General features: G+C 42.8%; 18 protein-coding genes and 1 pseudogene. 9 read left to right on the top strand and 10 right to left on the bottom strand.

The window, feature by feature from the left end:
* Positions 1-280: 280 nt before the first annotated feature.
* From tssD to dnaA, 5 genes and pseudogenes are all read right to left on the bottom strand, one after another.
* Positions 281-481 (bottom strand): annotated as a pseudogene (gene tssD / locus OO184_RS10410) (type VI secretion system tube protein TssD); the annotation flags it as partial.
* Between the two features lie 265 nt (positions 482-746).
* Positions 747-3,161 (bottom strand): DNA topoisomerase (ATP-hydrolyzing) subunit B, encoded by a 2,415-nt coding sequence (gene gyrB / locus OO184_RS10405; protein ID WP_265379121.1) that lies wholly within the window; start codon positions 3,159-3,161, stop codon positions 747-749.
* A 19-nt stretch (positions 3,162-3,180) separates the two neighbouring features.
* Positions 3,181-4,272, bottom strand: coding sequence for a DNA replication/repair protein RecF (gene recF, locus OO184_RS10400; protein ID WP_265379120.1), 1,092 nt, complete (start codon positions 4,270-4,272; stop codon positions 3,181-3,183).
* A 21-nt stretch (positions 4,273-4,293) separates the two neighbouring features.
* Entirely contained in the window at positions 4,294-5,394 is a 1,101-nt protein-coding gene (dnaN, locus tag OO184_RS10395) for a DNA polymerase III subunit beta (protein WP_265379119.1), read from the bottom strand.
* Positions 5,395-5,398: 4 nt separating this feature from the next.
* Positions 5,399-6,787, bottom strand: coding sequence for a chromosomal replication initiator protein DnaA (dnaA, locus tag OO184_RS10390; protein ID WP_036782378.1), 1,389 nt, complete (start codon positions 6,785-6,787; stop codon positions 5,399-5,401).
* 690 nt (positions 6,788-7,477) lie between these two features.
* Between dnaA and rpmH the strand changes: the two genes are divergently transcribed.
* The 5 genes from rpmH to mnmE all read left to right on the top strand — a co-directional run bounded on the left by rpmH (position 7,478) and on the right by mnmE (position 11,468).
* Entirely contained in the window at positions 7,478-7,618 is a 141-nt protein-coding gene (gene rpmH, locus OO184_RS10385) for a 50S ribosomal protein L34 (protein ID WP_000831330.1), read from the top strand.
* Positions 7,619-7,634: 16 nt separating this feature from the next.
* Positions 7,635-7,994 carry a ribonuclease P protein component gene (rnpA, locus tag OO184_RS10380; RefSeq protein WP_074525037.1) on the top strand — a complete coding sequence of 120 codons (360 nt, stop codon included), beginning with the start codon at positions 7,635-7,637 and terminating at the stop codon, positions 7,992-7,994.
* Positions 7,958-8,218, top strand: a complete 261-nt coding sequence (yidD, locus tag OO184_RS10375; RefSeq protein ID WP_075489364.1) for a membrane protein insertion efficiency factor YidD — start codon at positions 7,958-7,960, stop codon at positions 8,216-8,218. Before rnpA ends, yidD begins: the two co-directional genes overlap by 37 nt.
* Before the next feature lie 2 nt (positions 8,219-8,220).
* The gene (gene yidC, locus OO184_RS10370; protein WP_265379118.1) at positions 8,221-9,861 is read left to right on the top strand and encodes a membrane protein insertase YidC; all 1,641 of its coding nucleotides are present in this window, start codon (positions 8,221-8,223) and stop codon (positions 9,859-9,861) included.
* Positions 9,862-10,103: 242 nt separating this feature from the next.
* Entirely contained in the window at positions 10,104-11,468 is a 1,365-nt protein-coding gene (gene mnmE / locus OO184_RS10365) for a tRNA uridine-5-carboxymethylaminomethyl(34) synthesis GTPase MnmE (RefSeq protein WP_265379117.1), read from the top strand.
* Positions 11,469-11,644: 176 nt separating this feature from the next.
* Here the strand turns inward: mnmE and OO184_RS10360 are convergent, their stop codons facing one another.
* From OO184_RS10360 to OO184_RS10350, 3 genes are all read right to left on the bottom strand, one after another.
* Positions 11,645-12,865, bottom strand: a complete 1,221-nt coding sequence (locus OO184_RS10360) for an RNA/DNA-binding domain-containing protein (protein ID WP_265379116.1) — start codon at positions 12,863-12,865, stop codon at positions 11,645-11,647.
* A gap of 26 nt (positions 12,866-12,891) precedes the next feature.
* Complete coding sequence (locus OO184_RS10355) at positions 12,892-15,549, bottom strand: TrlF family AAA-like ATPase (RefSeq protein WP_265379115.1); 2,658 nt, start codon at positions 15,547-15,549, stop codon at positions 12,892-12,894.
* A gap of 68 nt (positions 15,550-15,617) precedes the next feature.
* Positions 15,618-15,857 (bottom strand): HTH-like domain-containing protein, encoded by a 240-nt coding sequence (locus tag OO184_RS10350; RefSeq protein WP_041381254.1) that lies wholly within the window; start codon positions 15,855-15,857, stop codon positions 15,618-15,620.
* A 77-nt stretch (positions 15,858-15,934) separates the two neighbouring features.
* Here OO184_RS10350 and OO184_RS10345 point away from each other — a divergent pair, with 77 nt between their 5' ends.
* The 4 genes from OO184_RS10345 to OO184_RS10330 all read left to right on the top strand — a co-directional run bounded on the left by OO184_RS10345 (position 15,935) and on the right by OO184_RS10330 (position 18,030).
* Positions 15,935-16,156 (top strand): hypothetical protein, encoded by a 222-nt coding sequence (locus OO184_RS10345; protein WP_049584984.1) that lies wholly within the window; start codon positions 15,935-15,937, stop codon positions 16,154-16,156.
* A 43-nt stretch (positions 16,157-16,199) separates the two neighbouring features.
* On the top strand, positions 16,200-17,078 hold the full coding sequence (locus OO184_RS10340) for a hypothetical protein (protein WP_265379114.1): 879 nt from the start codon (positions 16,200-16,202) through the stop codon (positions 17,076-17,078).
* On the top strand, positions 17,071-17,469 hold the full coding sequence (locus tag OO184_RS10335) for a DUF1240 domain-containing protein (RefSeq protein ID WP_265379113.1): 399 nt from the start codon (positions 17,071-17,073) through the stop codon (positions 17,467-17,469). The genes OO184_RS10340 and OO184_RS10335 overlap by 8 nt, the downstream gene beginning before the upstream one ends.
* 156 nt (positions 17,470-17,625) lie before the next feature.
* Complete coding sequence (locus OO184_RS10330; protein WP_265379112.1) at positions 17,626-18,030, top strand: DUF1240 domain-containing protein; 405 nt, start codon at positions 17,626-17,628, stop codon at positions 18,028-18,030.
* A 254-nt stretch (positions 18,031-18,284) separates the two neighbouring features.
* Here OO184_RS10330 and OO184_RS10325 read toward each other — a convergent pair whose 3' ends face one another.
* Complete coding sequence (locus OO184_RS10325) at positions 18,285-19,934, bottom strand: LTA synthase family protein (protein ID WP_265379111.1); 1,650 nt, start codon at positions 19,932-19,934, stop codon at positions 18,285-18,287.
* 108 nt (positions 19,935-20,042) lie between these two features.
* On the bottom strand, positions 20,043-21,902 hold the full coding sequence (selB, locus tag OO184_RS10320) for a selenocysteine-specific translation elongation factor (protein ID WP_265379110.1): 1,860 nt from the start codon (positions 21,900-21,902) through the stop codon (positions 20,043-20,045).
* Positions 21,903-21,912: the final 10 nt, after the last annotated feature.

The raw sequence follows: 21,912 nt of genomic DNA, 5'->3' as shown, positions 1-21,912 counted from the left end.
TTAATATTTAATTATTGAAAGCATAGTATGCTATATTAAAAACCTGTTGATTAAGAAAGAAAAAATCATGGGTTATACGGACGTTATTATTTCTAATAAGTTATCGTGGTTAGGTGTATTATTTTTTATTTCTTGTTATATTGTTTCTTCTATTTATTTTTTTGAAGAATAAAACAGTGATAATATTATGATTATTTGGGGTGTTATTGAGGTTCTTGTATTATCTAAATAAGGTTTCATAATTCCGATACATGTAGTTTTCTTCAACTAATTGTTATAATTTGTCGATAAGCTCTTGGATAATAATGGGTTGATAATCGACATTTTGAGCCTGTGTTATCGCATGGCTTAAGCTATAAACTAATTATCTGATCAAGATGGTTTGCTTGATATTTATTACCAATAGAATCAACAGAAGAACATCCAGCCGATATTAATCCCTGTTTTTTCCCTTTATTATCATGTAAATCATGTCAGCCATATTATACCCGTTATCTTTCAAGTTGCCTCTTTGTTGGCTGCACTCACTCACCTCGGTCACATAGTTATCTATGCTCCCGGGGATTCGCTCCCTTGCCGTCGCGATGCATCTTGAAATTCATAGGGTATATATCCTTAGATTATATTTAAGTGATGTTTTACAGAAACATTAAATAAATTACACTTTATTGGCTATAAATAACAGATAAAAAAAGCGCCCATAGAGAATCAATATGAGCGCTTATTTCAGTTGATAATAATATCAATTAGATATCAATATTGGCTGCTTTCAGGGCATTCTCTTCAATAAATGCTCGACGAGGTTCAACCGCATCACCCATCAGAGTTGTAAACAGTTGGTCAGTTGCAATGGCATCTTTTACTGTCACACGCATCATGCGGCGAGTTTCCGGGTTCATGGTAGTTTCCCATAACTGTTCAGGGTTCATTTCTCCCAAACCCTTATAGCGCTGTATAGACAACCCACGGCGAGACTCTTTAGTCAACCAGTTTAGCGCCTGTTCAAAACTGCTAATAGGCTGGCGTCGTTCACCTCGTTCGATATAAGCGCTTTCTTCGATTAAATTGCGAAGTTTATCGCTTAGTTGAGTAATACGATGATATTCCCCACCGTGGACAAAATCGAAGTCCAATAGATAATCAGTATCAACACCATGTGTACGAACGCACAGAACAGGTTCGTACATTTGGCGCTCACGATTTTCATGGAGGCGATAACTGTAGCTGCTGCCGTTTTGTTCATTATCATTCAGACGGGTGACCAGCATTTCAATCCATTCTTTAACTTTCGCCTTATCAGACAATGCTTCTTCGGTCAGCTTCGGATGATAAATTAGGCTATTCAATAAACTTAGCGGATACAGACGTTCCATGCGTTTAATGATTTTTTGTACGCTATTAAATTCGGTTACCAGTTTTTCCAGTGGTTCGCCTCTCAGGGCTGGTGCGTGCTCATTGGTGTAAAGTGAAGCGCCATCTAGTGCAATGGATAGCTGGTACTCATCCATTGCTTCATCATCTTTAATATATTGTTCTTGTTTGCCTTTTTTGACTTTATACAGTGGTGGTTGAGCAATAAACACATGACCGCGTTCAATGATTTCTGGCATTTGACGATAGAAGAAAGTCAGCAATAGAGTACGAATATGAGAACCATCGACGTCCGCATCCGTCATGATAATAATGCTGTGGTAACGCAGCTTATCTGGGTTATATTCGTCACGGCCAATACCGCAGCCCAATGCTGTGATCAGGGTTGCCACTTCCTGAGAAGAAAGCATTTTATCGAAACGCGCTTTTTCGACATTCAGGATTTTGCCTTTTAACGGCAAAATTGCCTGATTTTTGCGGTTACGGCCCTGTTTTGCCGAACCACCCGCCGAGTCCCCTTCCACTAAGTAGAGTTCAGAGAGTGCCGGATCACGTTCCTGACAATCAGCCAGTTTGCCTGGCAGCCCAGCCAGATCCAGTGCCCCTTTGCGACGTGTCATTTCACGCGCTTTACGGGCTGCTTCACGAGCGCGAGCGGCATCAATAATTTTACTGACGACAGTTTTAGCGTCGTTTGGATTTTCCAATAGGTATTCCACCAGCTTCTCATTCATCAACGTTTCAACCGCAGTCTTCACTTCGGAAGAGACGAGTTTGTCTTTAGTCTGAGAAGAGAATTTTGGATCAGGCACTTTAACGGAAATAACGGCAACTAAACCTTCCCGAGCATCATCACCGGTGGCGCTGACTTTGGATTTCTTGTTGTACCCTTCTTTATCCATATAACTATTAAGGGTACGTGTCATCGCAGTACGGAAGCCAACTAAGTGAGTGCCCCCATCGCGTTGTGGGATGTTATTGGTAAAGCAGTAAATATTTTCTTGGAAACCATCATTCCATTGCATTGAAATTTCAACGCCAATGCCATCTTTTTCTGTAGAGAAATAGAAAACATTTGGATGAATGGGTGTTTTATTTTTATTTAGGAACTCAACAAACGCTTTAATTCCACCTTCATAATGGAAGTGGTCTTCTATATTAGTGCGCTTATCAATGAGGCGGATAGATACACCAGAATTCAGGAAAGATAGTTCACGCAGGCGTTTAGCCAGAATGTCGTGCTGGAATTCTGTGTTATTACGGAAAGTATCCATGCTCGGCCAGAAACGGACACGGGTACCTGTCTGTTCAGTTTCCCCAACGACTTTCAGTGGGCTTTGCGGCACACCAAGGTGATAAGTCTGTTCATGAACTTTGCCGTCACGGCGGATAACCAATTCTAGCTTTTCAGACAAGGCGTTAACAACGGAAACCCCTACGCCGTGCAAACCGCCGGAGACCTTATAAGAGTTATCATCGAATTTACCCCCCGCATGCAGCACCGTCATAATAACTTCGGCTGCTGAAACACCTTCTTCTTCGTGTATACCGGTAGGAATACCGCGGCCATCATCCTGTACGGAGACTGAGTTATCAGCATGAATAGTGACGATAACTTCGCTACAGTGACCAGCGAGGGCTTCGTCGATAGCGTTGTCGACAACCTCGAAGACCATGTGGTGTAAGCCGGTACCATCGTCTGTATCGCCGATATACATGCCCGGACGTTTACGCACTGCATCCAGCCCTTTTAATACCTTGATACTTGAGGAGTCATATGTATTCGACATCAACGTTTCTCGCTCATTTTTAATCCTGTGGTTGAACCTCTATTTTGCCATTTTCCACGCGAAACATCTTGCTATTTCCATCAAGCATGTCTGTTATTTGGTCGGGATTTATCGCACTGACAAATACCTGTGCTTGCGTGGATTTTAGACGTGCGGCCAGCAATTGACGGCGGCCGGTATCCAGTTCGGAGGCAAAATCATCAAGCAGATACAGACATTGTTGTCCGCTCTGTCGGGTGAAATATTCACCCTGTGCTAGCCGCAGTGCGCACATCAGTAACTTTAATTGACCGCGGGATAGCATATCTTCTACTGGCGTTCCTTCTGCACGAATGCGCAGATCTGCCTTATGGGGGCCGGAAGCTGTATAGGTTAACGTTCTGTCGCGCTCAAATTGGCGCTCCAGTAATTCAGCATAATCACTCTCTTTGTCCCATCCCTGTTGAAAAGAGAAACTTAATGTAAATTCGGGTAAGAATTGGTTACAAGTATCCGTAATATCCTGAGTAATGTTTGTAACATATTCACCACGCCACTGATTTATTTGGCTAGCGAGTGGCGCCAATTCCTGATCCCAAGGCCGTATCTGGTTGTAGCGAGTGACTTGTCGTAGTGCTGCGTTGCGTTGTTTGAGTAGCCGTTTTAAGTTTACCCATGCAGAAAAAAAGCGTGGCTCATTGTGAAAGCAACCCCAGTCAATAAAGGCCCGTCGATATTTTGGCCCGCCATTTAATAGAGTAAACCCTTCTGGGGTAATAAGCTGCATCGGTAACATCTTGGCCAGTTCTGCAATTTTACAACCATCACTACCATCAATTCTGACTTTACTGTCGCCATTACGGTTTTTACTCAGACCGATAGACCGTTCCCGTTCATTCTCTGGTTGCCCTAGCCGCCCATGCAGAACGAGCTCATTGCAGTCATGACGGATTATCCGTCCTGCCTGAATGCTACGAAAAGAGCGCCCGTGGCCTAGCGTATAAATCGCTTCCAGTACACTGGTTTTACCGCTGCCATTAGATCCAACCAGAAAGTTAAATCCGGTAGCTAGAGGCAAGTCAGCAGCGGCGATATTACGAAAATCGCGGATAAGTAAACGCGTGAGAGTCATATACCTGAAATATAAATCCGGTTACAGGCGCATTGGCATCACGACATAAGCCGCATTGTGGCTGGCACAGTCTTCTATCTGAACACTGGAAATAGCATCAGTCAGTAATAAACGAACCTCTTCACATCTTAGTGTATTGAGAACATCTAGCACGTAACTGACATTAAAGCCTATTTCCATTTCAGCGCCTTGGTAGCTGACATCTACAATCTCTTCGGCTTCTTCTTGTTCAGGGTTATTGGCTGTGATTTTTAGCTGGTTTTCACTGAAATAGAGGCGAACTCCACGGAATTTCTCATTAGAGAGAATCGCCGCGCGTGAAAAAGCCTGTTTCAGCATATCGCAATTGGCTTCCAGGGTTTTATCCGGGTTCTTTGGTAATACGCGACGATAATCAGGGAAACGCCCATCCACCAATTTAGAGGTGAAAATAAAGTCGCCAACGTGGGCACGAATATTGTTACTGCCGATTTGTAACTGTAGCGGAGTATCGCCGCCATCCAGCAATCTCATTAGTTCAATAACGCCTTTACGTGGCACGATCACCGAATGGGAAGGCAGTTTTTGACCAATTCCCATAGAACAGACGGCCAGACGGTGACCGTCTGTTGCAACTGTACGCAACTCTTCTCCTTCGGTTTCAAACAACATACCGTTGAGGTAATAGCGGACATCCTGGTGAGCCATTGAGAACTGAGTTGATTCAATAAGGCGCTTCAATGTAGCTTGCGGCAGTGAAAACTCCACCTCACTTTGCCAGTCATCAAGATTTGGAAAATCAGAAGCGGGCAGCGTGGAAAGCGAGAAACGGCTGCGACCAGAACGCACCAATAGGCGATCGCCATCCAGTTCTACACTGATCTCGGCCCCGTCTGGCAAACCTCGCCAGATATCAAAAAATTTACGTGCTGGTACCGTGGTTGCACCTGCTTCGTGTGGCAATGAAAGCGTGACTCTTGCCATCATTTCCATTTCTAAATCTGTGCCGGTCAGCAACAGGGAGCCTTCTGTAACCTGTAGTAATAAGTTACCAAGAATGGGCAGAGTAGGGCGGCCGCTCAGCGGACTACTGACCTGTTGCAGTGGTTTTAACAATTGCTCACGTTCAATGATAAATTTCATAGCACTAGGAAGACAATGTTCTGATTAAGTTAGAAAAATCCTCTTTGATGTCGTGACTTTCTTCACGCAGTTGCTCGATTTTACGACAAGCATGCAGCACAGTTGTGTGGTCACGTCCACCAAAGGCATCCCCGATTTCAGGCAAGCTGTGGTTGGTTAACTCTTTTGCCAGCGCCATTGCCATTTGCCTTGGACGGGCAACGGAACGGGAGCGCCGTTTGGAAAGTAAATCGGCCACCTTGATTTTATAATACTCAGCGACTGTTTTCTGAATATTATCAATGGTAACCAGTTTTTCTTGCAGTGCTAACAGGTCACGTAATGCTTCACGTACAAAATCAATAGTAATCGCTCGGCCAGTAAAATTGGCATTCGCTATTACCCTGTTCAGTGCTCCTTCAAGCTCACGGACATTAGAACGCAGACGTTTGGCGATAAAGAAAGCAACTTCTCCCGGTAACTGGATTTCGTTTTCGTCTGCCTTTTTCATCAAAATAGCGACACGAGTTTCGAGTTCCGGTGGTTCAATTGCAACGGTTAGCCCCCAACCAAAACGGGATTTTAACCGATCTTCTACCCCATTGATCTCTTTTGGATAGCGATCTGATGTCAGAATAATCTGTTGGTTGCCTTCCAGTAATGCATTGAATGTATGGAAAAACTCTTCCTGCGAGCGTTCTTTATTGGCAAAAAACTGAATATCATCGATCAGTAATGCGTCGACAGAGCGATAATAGCGTTTGAACTCTTCTATTGCATTATTTTGTAATGCCTTGACCATATCCTGAACAAAGCGTTCAGAATGCATATAAACCACCTTGGCATTTGCCTTACGTGCCATAATGCTGTTACCTACGGCATGTAATAGATGGGTTTTACCCAAACCCGTACCACCGTAAAGAAATAGTGGGTTGTAAGCACCGCCGGGATTATCAGCTACCTGTCTTGCGGCAGCACGGGCAAGTTGGTTGGATTTACCTTCGACAAAGTTATCGAAAGTATGTTTTGGATTAACATTAGAGCGATAAGATAGCTCTGGTTGTACCGCAGTGTTATCCCAACTGGGGCGTACTGATGTGTTTTGCGGTGCAGGTGCAACCGGCGCGTGAGCAACAACCCTTTGTGGCGGGCTATCGTTTTGGGAAATGGGTTTATTGCCAACTTCAAAACGTAATAATGGTACTTCTGCTCCACAGAAGTCATTCAACAACCCATTGATGTTGTTGATATACTTCTCTCTTACCCAATCCAGAACGAACCGATTTGGGGCATAAAGTGCCAGCGTGTTACCACTTAGCTCTGCCTGAAGGGGGCGTATCCACATACTGAATTCTGTGGCAGGTAATTCATCCTGCAATCGGGCAAGACATTGCTGCCAAAGCGAAAGTGACACGGTGGACTCCCCTAAAACAAGGCCAATTAACAATTAAAGAAATCGGAGTGGTTAGCTCATTATATTGGGTACAAAACAACGACTCCTCTAAGGCGAAGAAGGATCAATTGTCATGTGTATGGCGATTTTTAATGTCATCGCTCCCCCATGATCCGAGGATAAGATCCAAATCATGGCTTGGGATCATAGCGCAAAAGACGATATAGATCTTCATTCTTTTACACAGTTTAAGCGCTTTTTATCCACAGGATAAAATTGTCTGTGAAATAAAGGGCTGTAAAGGGGTTGTAGTGGAGTTATGGCGGTTGTCGAATGCAGATCGAGAATAAGCCGATATTTAAAGTAAAATCGGACCAAGGATCATAACAAAAAACGAAGATCTATCGGTGATCGTTGCGCTTTGTTCAGTAGTCCGTATAATGTTGCACCCTATGTGCGATACCAGAGTTTTTACCGATAATTCTTGGTGAAAGGTTCTGGTGTACGCATGGGCAGAGTGTTGGTAAACATCCGACTCAGTAGAAAAGCCGGCCGACTTTGCGTTATGTAAATTGACTCAGAGCTGTACATTTTATTACAATCCCGCTTCTTTTATATTGATGTTGCGATTGAGGCATCGGTGTCTATTTCTCACTGGCTGCCAACGCATTTACTGAATCAGTAATAATCTTAAGTTAGGTAGAAATCGCTATGAAACGCACTTTCCAACCATCCGTACTGAAGCGTAACCGTTCTCACGGCTTCCGCGCTCGTATGGCTACCAAAAATGGTCGTCAGGTTCTGGCTCGCCGTCGTGCAAAAGGCCGTGCTCGTCTGACCGTTTCTAAGTAATAAAGCTAACCATCTAGTGGTTACGCTCGCTTTTCCGAGGGAGTTACGCTTGTTAACTCCCAAGCATTTCACTTATGTTTTCCAGCAACCCCAACGGGCAAGTTCGCCAGAGATTACTATCCTTGGCCGCCTGAACGAGCTGGGGCATCCCCGTATCGGTCTTACTATAGCCAAGAAAAATGTTAAACGAGCTCATGAGCGTAACCGAATTAAACGGTTGGCCCGTGAAAGCTTTCGTTTAAACCAACATAAGTTGCCTCCTATGGATTTTGTGGTATTGGTTAAGAAAGGCGTTGCTGAGCTTGATAACCGTGCGTTAACGGAGGCGTTGGATAAATTATGGCGTCGTCACTGTCGTTTGGCTCGCGCTTCCTGATCGCATTAATCCGGGGATATCAGTTGGTAATAAGCCCGCTGTTGGGGCCTCGTTGTCGCTTTAATCCTACATGCTCTCAATATGGCATTGAGGCATTATGCCGATTTGGAGTGATAAAAGGCTGTTGGTTAACGGTGAAACGCATATTAAAATGCCACCCTTTACATGAAGGTGGTGATGATCCTGTCCCACCCGTAAAAAACAACGATAACAGAGAACACTAACGATGGATTCGCAACGTAATCTTCTTCTCATCGCTTTGCTGTTCGTTTCTTTCTTGGTCTGGCAAGCATGGGAAGCAGATAAAAATCCGCAGCCAACGACAGTACAGGCCACGCAACAAACGGATATGCCGAGCAGTGAGAATCAAGCTGTACCAGGCAGTGGAAAAGGTAAACTTATCACGGTTAAAACTGATGTGCTCTCTCTGACCATCAATACCCGTGGCGGTGATATCGAAGAGGCTGACCTGTTGGCCTATCCTGATACCCTGGGTTCAAACCAGCCATTCAAGTTGTTGGAAACAACACCTGCTTTCTCTTATCAAGCGCAAAGTGGATTGACGGGGAAAGATGGCCCAGATAATCCGCTGAATAGTGAACGCCCACTGTATACCGCAGCACAGGATAGCTATGTATTGGCTGATGGGCAGGATGAATTGCGTATCCCGATGAATTTCGTCACTAAGGATGGCATTGTTTACGTCAAAACATTTGTCCTGAAACGTGGTGAATACGCGATTAGTGTCGATTACCATGTTAATAACACGACGGAAAAACCGTTACAGATGACCTTCTTTGGTCAGTTGAAACAGAGTGTTGAACTACCCAAGCATCGTGATACAGGCAGCAATAACTTTGCATTGCATACTTACCGTGGCGCCGCCTATTCTTCCGACGATACCAAATACAAGAAATATAGCTTTAGCGATATTGAAGGTGAATCTTTATCCGTGACCACCAAAGGTGGTTGGATTGCCATGTTGCAACAATATTTTGCTACCGCTTGGGTTCCTACGGCTAATGAAACCAGTACTTTCTACACTGTTGCATTAGATAAAGGGATGGCTGCGATTGGCTATAAGAGCGCGCCAATCTCGGTTGCGGCTAATAGTGAAAAAACGGTCTCTTCCACGTTGTGGATTGGCCCGGAAATTCAAGATGAAATGGCTGCTGTAGCACCTCATTTGGATCTGTCCGTAGACTATGGTTGGTTATGGTTTATCTCTCAGCCGTTATTTAAGTTGTTGAAGTTCCTGCATGGTTTTATTGGTAACTGGGGCTTCTCCATCATCGTTATCACCTTTATTGTGCGTGGTATCATGTACCCGCTGACTAAAGCACAATATACTTCAATGGCGAAAATGCGTTTGTTACAGCCTAAATTGGCGGCTATGCGTGAGCGTATTGGCGATGATAAACAGCGCATGAGCCAGGAAATGATGGCATTGTATAAAGCAGAGAAAGTAAACCCACTGGGTGGTTGTTTGCCTCTGTTGATCCAGATGCCAATCTTCCTTGCTTTATATTACATGTTGATGGGTTCTGTTGAATTGCGTCATGCGCCATTTGCTGGTTGGATTAATGACTTGTCTGCGCAAGATCCTTATTACATCCTGCCGTTGCTGATGGGTGTGACAATGTTCATTATCCAGAAAATGTCTCCGACAACAATTACTGATCCGATGCAACAGAAGATTATGACCTATATGCCTGTCATATTTACCATATTCTTCCTGTGGTTCCCATCGGGTTTGGTTCTGTACTATATCGTCAGTAACCTGGTGACAATTATCCAGCAGCAATTAATTTATCGTGGGCTGGAAAAACGCGGTTTGCATAGCCGTGAGAAAAAGCCGGCGAAATAAAACATACACCCTATGGATTTCAAGATGGATCGCGGCGGCAAGGGAGCGAATCCCCGGGGGCATAGAAAACTATGTGACTGGGGTGAGTGAGTGCAGCCAACAAAGAGGCAACTTGAAAGATGACGGGTATAGCTTCAGCCAGAATACATGCTGGCCGTTGTCACGGTAAAGGCGGTCATTGACCGCCTTAACTATTTGAATGAAAAAGTCATTTGAGCGAAACAGCAAATAGAGAGATAACCATGCATACCACGGATACGATAGTTGCTCAGGCTACCCCGCTAGGACGAGGAGGGGTTGGCATTTTGCGTGTTTCCGGTCCGAAAGCCGCACAGGTGGCTGATGTGGTATTAGGTAAATTACCCAAACCCCGTTATGCAGATTATCTGCCATTTCGTGATGTGGATGACCGGATACTTGATCAGGGGATTGCTATTTACTTTCCTGGGCCCAATTCATTTACCGGAGAAGATGTACTGGAGCTTCAAGGTCATGGTGGGCCGGTTATTCTCGATTTGCTGCTTAAACGTATTCTGACTTTGCCAGGTGTGCGAATCGCTAACCCAGGTGAGTTTTCTGAACGCGCTTTTCTGAATGACAAACTGGATTTAGCTCAGGCGGAAGCCATTGCTGACCTGATCGATGCCAGTTCGGAACAAGCAGCCCGTTCAGCGATGAACTCCTTACAGGGCGCTTTTTCTACACAAGTTCATCAAATGGTGGAAGCACTTACTCACTTGCGAATCTATGTAGAAGCGGCTATTGATTTTCCAGATGAAGAGATTGACTTCCTTTCTGATGGGAAGATCGAGGCTAAGTTGGATGAAGTGATGGCTGAACTTGAGCGTGTACGTTCTCAGGCGCGTCAGGGCAGCCTGTTACGTGAAGGGATGAAAGTTGTTATCGCCGGTCGCCCTAATGCAGGAAAGTCCAGTCTGCTTAATGCATTAGCAGGCCGTGAAGCGGCTATTGTGACGGATATTGCAGGTACAACTCGTGATGTGCTGCGTGAACATATCCATATTGACGGTATGCCGTTACATATCATTGATACAGCGGGTTTGCGCGAAGCCAGTGACGAAGTTGAGCGTATTGGTATTGAGCGTGCTTGGCAGGAAATTGAGCAGGCTGATCGTGTGCTGTTTATGGTAGATAGCACGACAACGAACGCGGTTGAACCTGTAGAAATCTGGCCTGAATTTATGGCTCGTCTGCCTAAATCGCTCCCTATCACGGTCGTTCGTAATAAAACAGATATGACTGATGAAGAGACAAGTATTGCCGAAGTAAGTAGTTACTCGCTAATTCGACTTTCTGCCCGTAGCGGTGAAGGCATTGATTTATTGCGCGATCATCTGAAAGAAACGATGGGTTTTAGCAGTAATACCGAAGGTGGTTTCTTGGCTCGTCGTCGTCATTTACAGGCATTAAATACCGCAGCGGAACATTTACAACAGGGCCATGAACAATTGGTGGTTGCTCGTTCAGGTGAATTGCTGGCGGAAGAGCTGCGTCTGGCGCAGCAGGCATTGAGTGAGATCACGGGTGAGTTTACTTCTGATGATTTGCTAGGAAGGATTTTTTCGAGTTTTTGTATTGGGAAGTGAAGTAGCCATTTTTAAAGTGTAACGCTTCAAAACCCATTTACTTCGCTTTGATCCGTTTTACCAAAATCCCATCGTGCATTGTAAAGTCGTTTTCCGATTGCTTTTAAAAAAATGGCGCTGTTTTAAAAGCGCCAAATACAGTGAGGTATACGCTGTTCCAACAGTCACAACATCTGTTACCGGAACAAAATTGTTTTTAAATGATCGTCTGTCAAATCAAACTCAGGATCTTTACCTGTTAACGCTTTCGTTAATGGCATAATTTTGGTTCTCACACCCATTCCTCGGTAATCGACATAGCCATAATCACGTAATACTTCCATAACAATGGTATTTCTGGGGGAACGCTGTCCTGCTTTCATTTTTTCTATCGTCATAGAGTTTGGTAGCGAACCCGGACTAATTACTTCAAGCCGGTCAGAATAACCAGATACTTCAATTTCAACAAAACGCGTCCAATCGCGGTGCGCCAGCGCATTGACCAAGGCTTCTCTAACGGCCTCAAGTGGATAAAACCACTGTTTCTCTCGCCTTAACTCTTCATTCACCTGATCAGACTCTTGATAAATAAAGGGACTCATAGCCTCCATGAATTTCTCAATAACGCCACCATCGACTAGCCGTTTATCACCATTTTCAAGATCCCAGCGCCCGACCATTGGGCCATCAATGATGTCATCCAATGCAACTTTGTATTCCTTATCTTCACCATGAAATACCATGACCCGTAAACCCGATTGTTTGAGATAGCGTCTCGGGCTTTTACCAAATAACACCAAGCCCGCTATTGTGCAGCAAACATTGCCTGCGGCTTCGGTTAAAAAACCCAGACCAAGTAGCCTTGCTTGCCATTCATCAGGCGTTTTAGGTACATCGGGATCTTGTAAGATATCCTTTACATAATTGGTTAGGCGAGCGTCATCCAAACAACTCATATCTGTACGAGGCACAGGCATTACTTCAGTATGCAGCATTCCACCCAATTCAAACAATCGCATCTGCTGCTCTCTAGTTGCTAGCCTAGATGTTGTCCCAACACGAATATAGATGTCCTCTTTTCCGCTATGGCGAACGATGTAGGGTTTCGAAATGCCGATGGGAAAGCTAACGATAGCAACCAGTTTGCCATCATCCAATTTCACTTCTTCGTAAAACGGCAGAATCATCGGATGAATTTTGCTCTGAAAGACATTCATAACCCACTCTTCAAGATCATGCCTTTGTACGCCGCTAATAGTGCCGTCATCTTCCACACCTAGCAGTACCCGTCCCCCTTGAAAGTTGGTCATAGCAACAACTTCTTTGGCTAACTGCTCAGGACGTATATCATCTCGCTTAAACTCCACACCTGAGTTTTCGCCATTGGCAATAATTTCCAACAATTCTGTTTTTAACATCGTTCTCTCCCAAGGAAGTAAAGCATTCAGTTAAAGCCGTACTTTTCACGGCGTTGATTAAACGCACTTTTACCACCTTCCAATATATCTGCCGCTAGTTTTTGCACTTCTGGCATATCGATCGCACCCTGTTGTTCTGGCAGGATCAACCCTTTGTTATCTTCCACACTCAACACGCCAATCCATTCCGCGTCGCCAAATACCGGAATATTGGCGTTGTGGGTTGCGAACAAGAACTGTCGGCTTAGCTTGGCTCTGCGCAGCTCAGCAACGATACGCTCAGCAATAAAGGCGTTATCAAGGTTATCCTCCGGCTGATCAAGGATAAGCGGATCTTGGTTGTCCAATAGCAACAGGTGCAAAATCGCCGTACATTGTTGGCCGGTCGATAATTCCCCAATTGGGCGGAAAACGGCCTCCCGTTCACCATGAGTTATATTCAGCTCAATCGCCATTGTATCGGGAAGCTGCAACTCTTCTAGCTCAAGCAGTTTATACTCAGGCAAACGGCTTAACGCTCGTACAACGGAATTAGGTATACCGAAATTAGAGGTTAATTCAGTTTCACCTTGGCGAATAGTGGCAGCAAGATTGGCTGGTGTGAACTCACCCTCTAAAACCCACGCTAGCCTTTTCGGCCCAACACCTTCCAAATTGCAATCACTCAGGAAATTCACTAATTCTTGGCGGTTACCTTCAGAATTCAGACTAAGGCGTACCTTCTGATCTAACTTGCGAGTGAGCCGTTTAACCGACTTCTGCATGGCGCTAGTACGTGCGCTGGTCTGTTGATCTAACTCAAGTAATAGTTTCTTGCGCTGACTATAGAGCTCGTTGAGTTGGGTTTGTCGGTTTTGCAAGGCAGTTTCTTTTGGACGAATCTGTTCAATTTGCTTTAGTAAGGTTTGATATTCAGCGCCAATCTGCCGACCCGTTTTACCCTGACTTGTAGGTATGTCTTTAAACGCATTTTCAAGTTGTTCTTCTTCTGCACGCAACCTTTCCAACAGTTGTTGCTGTAGAGGAAGTAAATCCCTTGAGGTTTTACTGGAGAGCTCCTCAACCTGGATTAAACATTGAGTTAAAGAGTTATTTAACATCTCCAAAACTTGACGCTTTTGTTTTAAAAGATCTAAGTGTGGCAACCCTTCTAAGCTGGCATCGCTTAAAAATACCGTATCTGGCAAACTGTCTTTTAAGATGTTGATAGCTTCTTTTACTCGAGTAATTTCTTCATTAACTCTCCCACTCAGTTGTTTTTCCTTTTCCAGCTTTGGAATCACTTTCAACTTTTCATCAATGCCCAGCGCTCGGAATTGTTTAGCCTGATCCAATAACTTGGGTAAACGCTCAACTTCTGCCTCAATATCTGCTTTTTGGCTAAGCGCACGAATAACGGTTTCACGGTTATCCTTAAGGCTCACTAGAACTTTGGTTATGGCCTTATCAAACTGTTCGTGCTCACTTCCCAAGAATCGTTCAATAAGTAAGTTTCGGCTTTGCTCATCCCGAGTCATCTCATAAATTTCATTCTGACCGTACAGCTCAACGCCAGGCAGTAAATCTTTGGGGTGATAAGGTGAAATTCTGCCGTTTTCATTCACCACTGGCTGGTTTCCATATTTGCGGCTCACCGTAAATATGCGGCCATGCATGGTTGCAGAGCGAACACTGACTTCAACCATGCCTTTTTCGAGACCTAAGTTATTTTTTACAATAGCGTCATGTTGAGCTTTAGATGCTTTACCAAAAGGTTCTAAATCAAAAGCATAGCGAATACACTCCAGCAGAGTTGATTTGCCCGTACCTCTACCACCAATCACTGCGTTTAAGTGATCCGATAATTCAATATCCACACCATCAAGGTAACCGCCGACAAAACGAATACGTTCGATAGCTGACGCATAGTTTTCCGGTTTGTCTGAATTTAGCCGCACTCTGGAGCCCGCATCTAAAAAAGCTTGCTTGAAAGAAGTGAAGCAGGGCTTGGTCATTTTAATTAAACAAGAAGCGCCATCAGCTTTAATCTCTTCAGGCTTCGCCACATCAGCGGCATTGATGGCAGCCATTTCCCGCTCGCGGCGATAGTTATCATCCTTATTCAGGAAAACTTTACGATAAAAGTCGCTTTCTACACCTTTTAGGTCCTCAACTGAACCTGGGATCTGAGCAGCTAACAGCCCTTTATGTTGCCAAACATAACTCATCCGACGTTTTAACACGCCATCATCATTAATACAGTGGGCCGCGAAAATGAAACCACCCTTATCGTTTACGTAATTAATAATATCCGAGGCGGATTTCTGTACTGGAGCTTCCGGCTGGTTTATATCCACACCCAATGCTCCCAAATGCCTGTTTATCAGATCAGCCGAAGCTGATTCATCAAACAAGCAAACGAAGTGAATTGTCTCACTGGAGGCAACTTTAAAGCCGGGGAACACCACGATTCCATGTTGTGCAAAGAGATCTCTGATCTTTTCAAAACCATTCACCGACCCATGATCAGCTAGGCCAATGACTTCAATTCCCATCTCTAGCGAAGCATTTAACAATTGCTGATTATAATCATCTTCAGAAAGCGCCTGTTGCTGCCCCTGATATTTTATGTAGCCTGAAGAATTTACCTGCAATGCACACTTGAAAAAATGTGCTTTAGCGTGCTTATTGGTCTGAATAGTCATACTTATACTCCACTTATACAGGCATATTCATCGTTCAGACTTTGGTAATTTACATCGACAAAATTGTCTTAAAGCAGATCCGTATTAAGACCTGCGGTTTTCAAACGTTGCGTCAGATTACGCATTTTACTGAACTCAGTGCCAAAACTCTGGGTAAGCCCAACACCTTCACAAAAGTCTTTAGCTGTAATGTTTTTCAGCTCATCGGCATACTTAATCATTTGTAGATGCAGCTCAGCCGTGTACTGATTGCGTGGCGCATTCGCTAAAACCTGCTTGATCCTTTCGTAAATATCTTGTTCGTTTATCATAACCTTTACCATCGAACATCTAGATAATTTAGCTAAATTATCTAATTTATATACGTACCGCAAGGAAAACTGTAGTGGCGTTGGTAAATGTTCTAGGCTATGAACATCAATGCAATTCCTTTGCCCATTGGCTTGTGCTTTTAATTCCCGCTGCACATTCTGTGTATAGCATACTGTACTCAGCAAAGCATGGATGGGCATATGCCCATGAATCAGTGCTTCTGCTTGAATTTGATCCAGCTCCCAACAATTCAGAAAAATTAAAGAAAAAAATAGCTAAGTCCGATAAAATATAAAACAAAATTTCAATAGACTATATAATATAAGTGGAGTTGTAAGATGAAGTATGATCCACGGTTAAAAACATTTGTTGATAATGATTACAGATTAGAAAATCATCTTGATTTTAAAAAACAAATAGAAGATCAAAAATATAACCGTATGCTATTGGAATTGGAGCATCAATTTAAACTAAACCAGGAAGTTATTGCTTTATTAACAGAAGATGAGGCAATAACTTATATAAAAACACTAGATCATAATTTTTATAATAAATGGAAAAATAATGTTAAAACCTTTTATTCGTATGCTGATCCAGCTTCATCATTTGCTGGTAATATAAAAGATTCTTATGGCGTGGCTAAAATAGTAAATGATTTAAGGAGTTTCGGTGTTAAGGCAACGGAATATGCTGGGAAAGAGGGTAAAAAATATATAAAATTGAGAGGTTATCCTGGAGTAAGAGACTATTTAAATGCTACAAGATATCTTGCTAATAATCCACGTATAGTATCTTTTGGAGTAGGTACGCTAGGTATTCATGATGGGATTGTTAACGGTGCTAGATTCGGTATAGTATTCTCAGCAGCATATAGAGCAGTTGAGTTAATACTTAAAGATGATTATGGATTAGCTGATTTGTTTGTTAACTTAACAATGGATGGTGCAAAATTAGCGGTATCAACAGGCGTTGCTTTGGGCGTTAATTCACTAATAGCAGCGCCACTCTTAACTATAGGGTGGAGTCTTTTGGCTGTAACTATTGGAGTTTTTGCTCTTGGGGTTGGCGTTTCGTTTGCTTTATATTGGTTGGATGATTATTTTAAAATTAGTGAAAGCATAATTAAAAACATAAAAAATAGAAAAAGAAATGTTATTGTGGGAACACCTACGGCAGATCAGTTTTTTAATATGTGGGGTAGATATAGTCGTGGATAATATAAATAAAATAAAAATATACTTAGGTTCGTTATTTGTTTTTTTTATGGCGGCATTATTTGTATTTTTCTCATTAAATGATTATATAGGTTTTTTTAGGCGTGATAGCGTTATTACATTCTCATGGAAGAGTGCAGGATTTATCTGGTTTTCTCCTTTACTTATTCATATTGCTTATGCTTTGTTAAGAATTGCTAAAAATAGAACAAAAAATCTCAATGGTAAAATTGGGGATTATATTTCATGTGTATCAATAGTGGGGTTTATTCTTACTTTATTTGTATCTTTTTATGTTGATGATGAATTAAAGTTGGAGGGATATGTAACATGTAGTAAATCATCATGGATGGCTCAAAATAAGTATGTTAAGGATATTTCACTTTGTCACTAAGCATATTTTTTATATGATAGTGTTTTATTTAATGATTTCTATCTATTGGTTAGATGACCATTTTAAAATTAGTGAAACTATAATTAAAAACATAAAAAATAAACCAGACACCATACCATTCGGATCAGTTTTTTAATATGTGGAGTAGATATAGCCGTGGATAATATAAATGAAAATAAAACTAAATTATATTTAGGAATTTTATTGCTTCTTTTTATGACAATGTTATCTATATTTTTTTCATTGAATGATTATGTCGGTTTTTTTAAGCGTGATGATGTTATTACATTCTCATGGAAAAGCGCAGGAGCTATTTGGTTTAGCCCTGTATTGATTTATATTTCTTTTATTTTATATAGAATCTCATTGGGTAAAGTGAAACGTCTTAATAGTAAAATAGGAAATTATGTTTCATATGTGTCAATAACAGGCATTATTCTTACTTTATTTGTTTCTTTTTATGTTGATGACGAATTAAAATCTGAGGGATATTTAATCTGTAGTAAATCATCATGGATGGCTCCAAATAAGTATGTGAAGGACATTTCACTTTGTCACTAATCATATGCTCTTAAGGCTAACAAGTCAGTCCCCTATTGTTTTAAATTGCATCAATAACTCATAAGCAACAGTCATTGAACCGGGGGAAAGCCTATCATCAGCTCAGGAGAGCAATAGCGTCTGCAATGATTATCAAGTCGAGCAGTGGAACGACTGCGCCAGCCTGATAGCCAATTATCTACTACAACTCGGTATTTGGAGTCATTTACAGTGCCATATAAATATGGCACCTACTCACATGATGATTTTATAACTTACTTTTTACCTGCAACGTCTAATTGCTGATAAATATAGTGTTTGTAGCTTTCCACCAGCGCCTTATCCTGACAATCATCCAACGCTCCTCGGCAGAGATGACGCATTGTCATATTTGCGCGGTAAAAAGGTGAAGCATCTAATTTAGCTCTCTCTATAATCATGCTGCCAAGGAATGAAATATCCGTCAGTTCATCAGTCTGAATAGATTCTCCCTGTTGCAAGTTATCCCGCATAGTAAACTGGGTGATATGAGCGGGGTTTGAAAATACGCCATTGTACTGATTTAGGCTGATATTGGGTTGATGATCACCGAAGTAAAGGAAAATAGTGGGCTTTTCCCGTTTAGCAACAAACTCACTAAAATCTTTAATTGCCGGATCAGAAGCTTTGATTTTCTCCATATAGTGATTGAACTTACCCACTGCCTGTGAATTTTTCACATGTCCGGTAAGCCCGTAATCATCAGCGTGATCTTCATCATATGGGCCATGTTCATACATAGTCAGTGAGAAAATAAAGAGAGGTTTATCTGTTTCCTGTGCCAAAATGTCTTTCACATAACCCAACATCTCTTGCGTAGAGATAGTCCAGAGATTTTTATCGAGACTGGCGGGATATCCCAATTCCTGTGGCTGAATAATGCGATCAACGCCGAGAGTCTGATAAGCATGACCCGAATGATAAGAAGATTTATTAAATGGCGTCAGAACAACCGTGTAATAACCATTCTGTTTCATTTCACGGAACAAGCTGTATTTCAGGTGATCGACAATAAAATAAAAAACCGCATTCTTACGTGAGCCAAAATCATCTGTATTTAAGCCGGTCAGAGCAGAGAATTCAGATAACCAAGTACCACCACCGAAAGTTTGCACCCGCATGGGGCTTTGTGCGCTGACGCCAGAATCCCGCTGGAACATATAAAGATTAGGTAAACGGGTATCATCAGACAATTGATAGATATGCGGAGTTACGGTGGATTCCTGTAATAACATCACTACGTCAGGTTTAATTGCTGACTGAGGCACAGGTAGCACGACATTCTTAGCCTGTTGCAGAAAATAATCGGATGATTGTCCAAACTGAGGCGCATGATATTTGGCATCTTTAGCCGACATCACCATATTGGTGACGGTACCCCGTCCTTTTGGCAGTGAAGATTCCCACTGTTCTCTGAACGCATTGGCAGTAGCGTTCACTTCCCATGTACAGAACGCCGCCAGAACCAAGCCGACAGTACGCCATTTGAAACCACGGAGGGGAGATGATTTTTTCCAACTCAACGTCATGTTAAAAATCAGCCAGATAAACATTGCGACAACACCTAAACCGGCCAGCCAATAGTGGCGTAATGTTTCCTGATTGGCAGGATCAAACATCAAGTTCAGATCAGAGAACATCAACTGCTCTTTGTAGTAATGAACTTTTATCTGATTGAGGAATTTAAAGATAATAAACAGTGTTCCGGTAAAGGCAGCGGAAAACAGTAACCTGGCTGATATAAAAAACATCAAGCCAAATATCACACCAAACACACCGACAGCAATCAGTGCCGGATAAATATCTTCATTTTTTTCAAAAACCAGAATTAAAGTTGCAATAAACAATAATCCCAGATAAACGCCCGATGTTATCTTCTTTTTCATAGCGTATTCAATCCAGTTAATAGAAAGCTAACGGTTGGCAAAAATAGCACAGATTCAGAGCAAGACGGTGATTTTGCTGAAATCATCTATATTTTAAATAAAAAATCATCAGAATAGCCCATTATCTCTGAGAATATGTGACTCAGCCCGACGACGAGTAAAACCACTGCGATCAAAAAATTCCAATATCTGAATGGCCAGTTTACGACCAATACCGAGTTGATTACGAAAATCCGCAGCGGTAATTGCACCATGATCTTGATTAAATTGGCGAATGAGTTCCGCGAATTGTTGGATTCGTTGGCTGCAATAATAACGATCAGGAACAATAGCGATAATATGCCCCAATTGAGCGGATTTTTTCAACAAATTGCGGATAGTTACTTCTTCTTGTTTTAAATCAGCAGCCAGATCACGTACCCACCACGGATCATCTGTAAAGTAGGGTGCTATTCGTTGCCACAATTTTGTTTGTTCATCACTGAAAGCCAAATCATGTTCAGGAAGGTATAACCAACCACGCAACTGCTTTAATTGTCCATCACTGAGCAATGCATCTATCAGAGTATAAACCAGTGCTTCATCCAGTGTTGGCAGCGCCATCCGTTTCAGACGTGCTCTTCCCAAACCCAGTTGATCAACATGTTGCTGGTGATATTCGGTCAAAACCTGTAACAACTTCTGCTTTGCTAACCTGGCATTGTTCTGTGATAACACCATACCGTCGGCAATAATCACATCCTCATCAACGATTAGCTGGTGGAAAGTTGCTTCTGTTAACTGACGCGCCCAAGAAAAATGGTCGAGAGAAAGTGCGCCTCGTGGTAAATGGAGCGCTAAATTAGCTGCATGATCTGATGTTCTGGCAAGCTGAGTGAGCCAATGCAAAAATTCCGGCTGGCGCTTACCACGGCGGGGGGAATTTAGGTTTATCACCCGCGCGCCAGCCAATGTTTTTCTGGCGCTGATATCTCGCAATATCAGCCGATCATTTTCAACTAACCACAATGGCCTATCAAACACCAATTCAGCCAGCAGAGGTTTATCAGAAAGCGGATTTAGTAATGAAATCCGACCCGTGATATGGCTGGCAGCATGATGAATATGAAGTGGTTGCCAATTTCGCAAAGGTTCATCAGTTTCTACTTCCACCAATACCTTTTCTACATGTTCAAAGGGTTTGTGGGAAAGCAGCCAATCACCACGGGAAACCTGTTCTTTACTCACATCGCCAGTAATATTCAGGGCAATACGTTGTCCGGCCTGAGCCGTATTGGCCTGTTGATTCTGAGCATGCAAGCCACGTACTCTGACTTGTTGATCCCGACCGGTCAGCCAGAGGATATCGCCCACGCTGACCTGACCAGCTAATGCTGTTCCCGTTACTACCAGACCCGCTCCTTTTACACTGAAAGCGCGATCTATCGCCAGACGAAAACGTTGATGTAATTTTTCATGCTGCTTATTTTGCTGATGTAACTGCAACAAATGTTGCCTCAAAGGGACAATACTTTCTTCGTCTGTCGCAGTCGTTACAAACAGAGGGAATTCGTTCCAACCCTGCGTTGCCAGCTCATGTTCAATTTGCTGGCGGACTTCAACTATTTGTTGTGATTCCACTCGATCTGCTTTAGTGAGTGCAACGGTTATGGCTGGGCAGCCGATCAAACGCAGAATAGCTAAATGTTCTCTTGTTTGAGCCATTACCCCGTCGTCACAGGCAACCACCAATAAAACATGATTGATACCCCCTATCCCTGCCAACATATTGGCGAGGAATTTTTCATGTCCGGGTACATCAATAAAACCAACCGAAGATCCATCCGGTTGCGGCCAATAGGCATAACCCAAATCAATGGTCATCCCGCGCTTTTTCTCTTCCGGCAAATGGGCGGTATTAACGCCGGTAATCGCTTGGATAAGTGTGGTTTTACCATGATCAACATGGCCCGCGGTGGCAAAAATCATAATAGTTTCA

This window comes from Photorhabdus aballayi (genome assembly GCF_026153155.1).
Taxonomy (GTDB): domain Bacteria; phylum Pseudomonadota; class Gammaproteobacteria; order Enterobacterales; family Enterobacteriaceae; genus Photorhabdus; species Photorhabdus luminescens.
The sequence above is the reverse complement of the archived record's forward strand: the minus strand, read 5'-3'. Positions and strand labels throughout refer to the sequence as shown.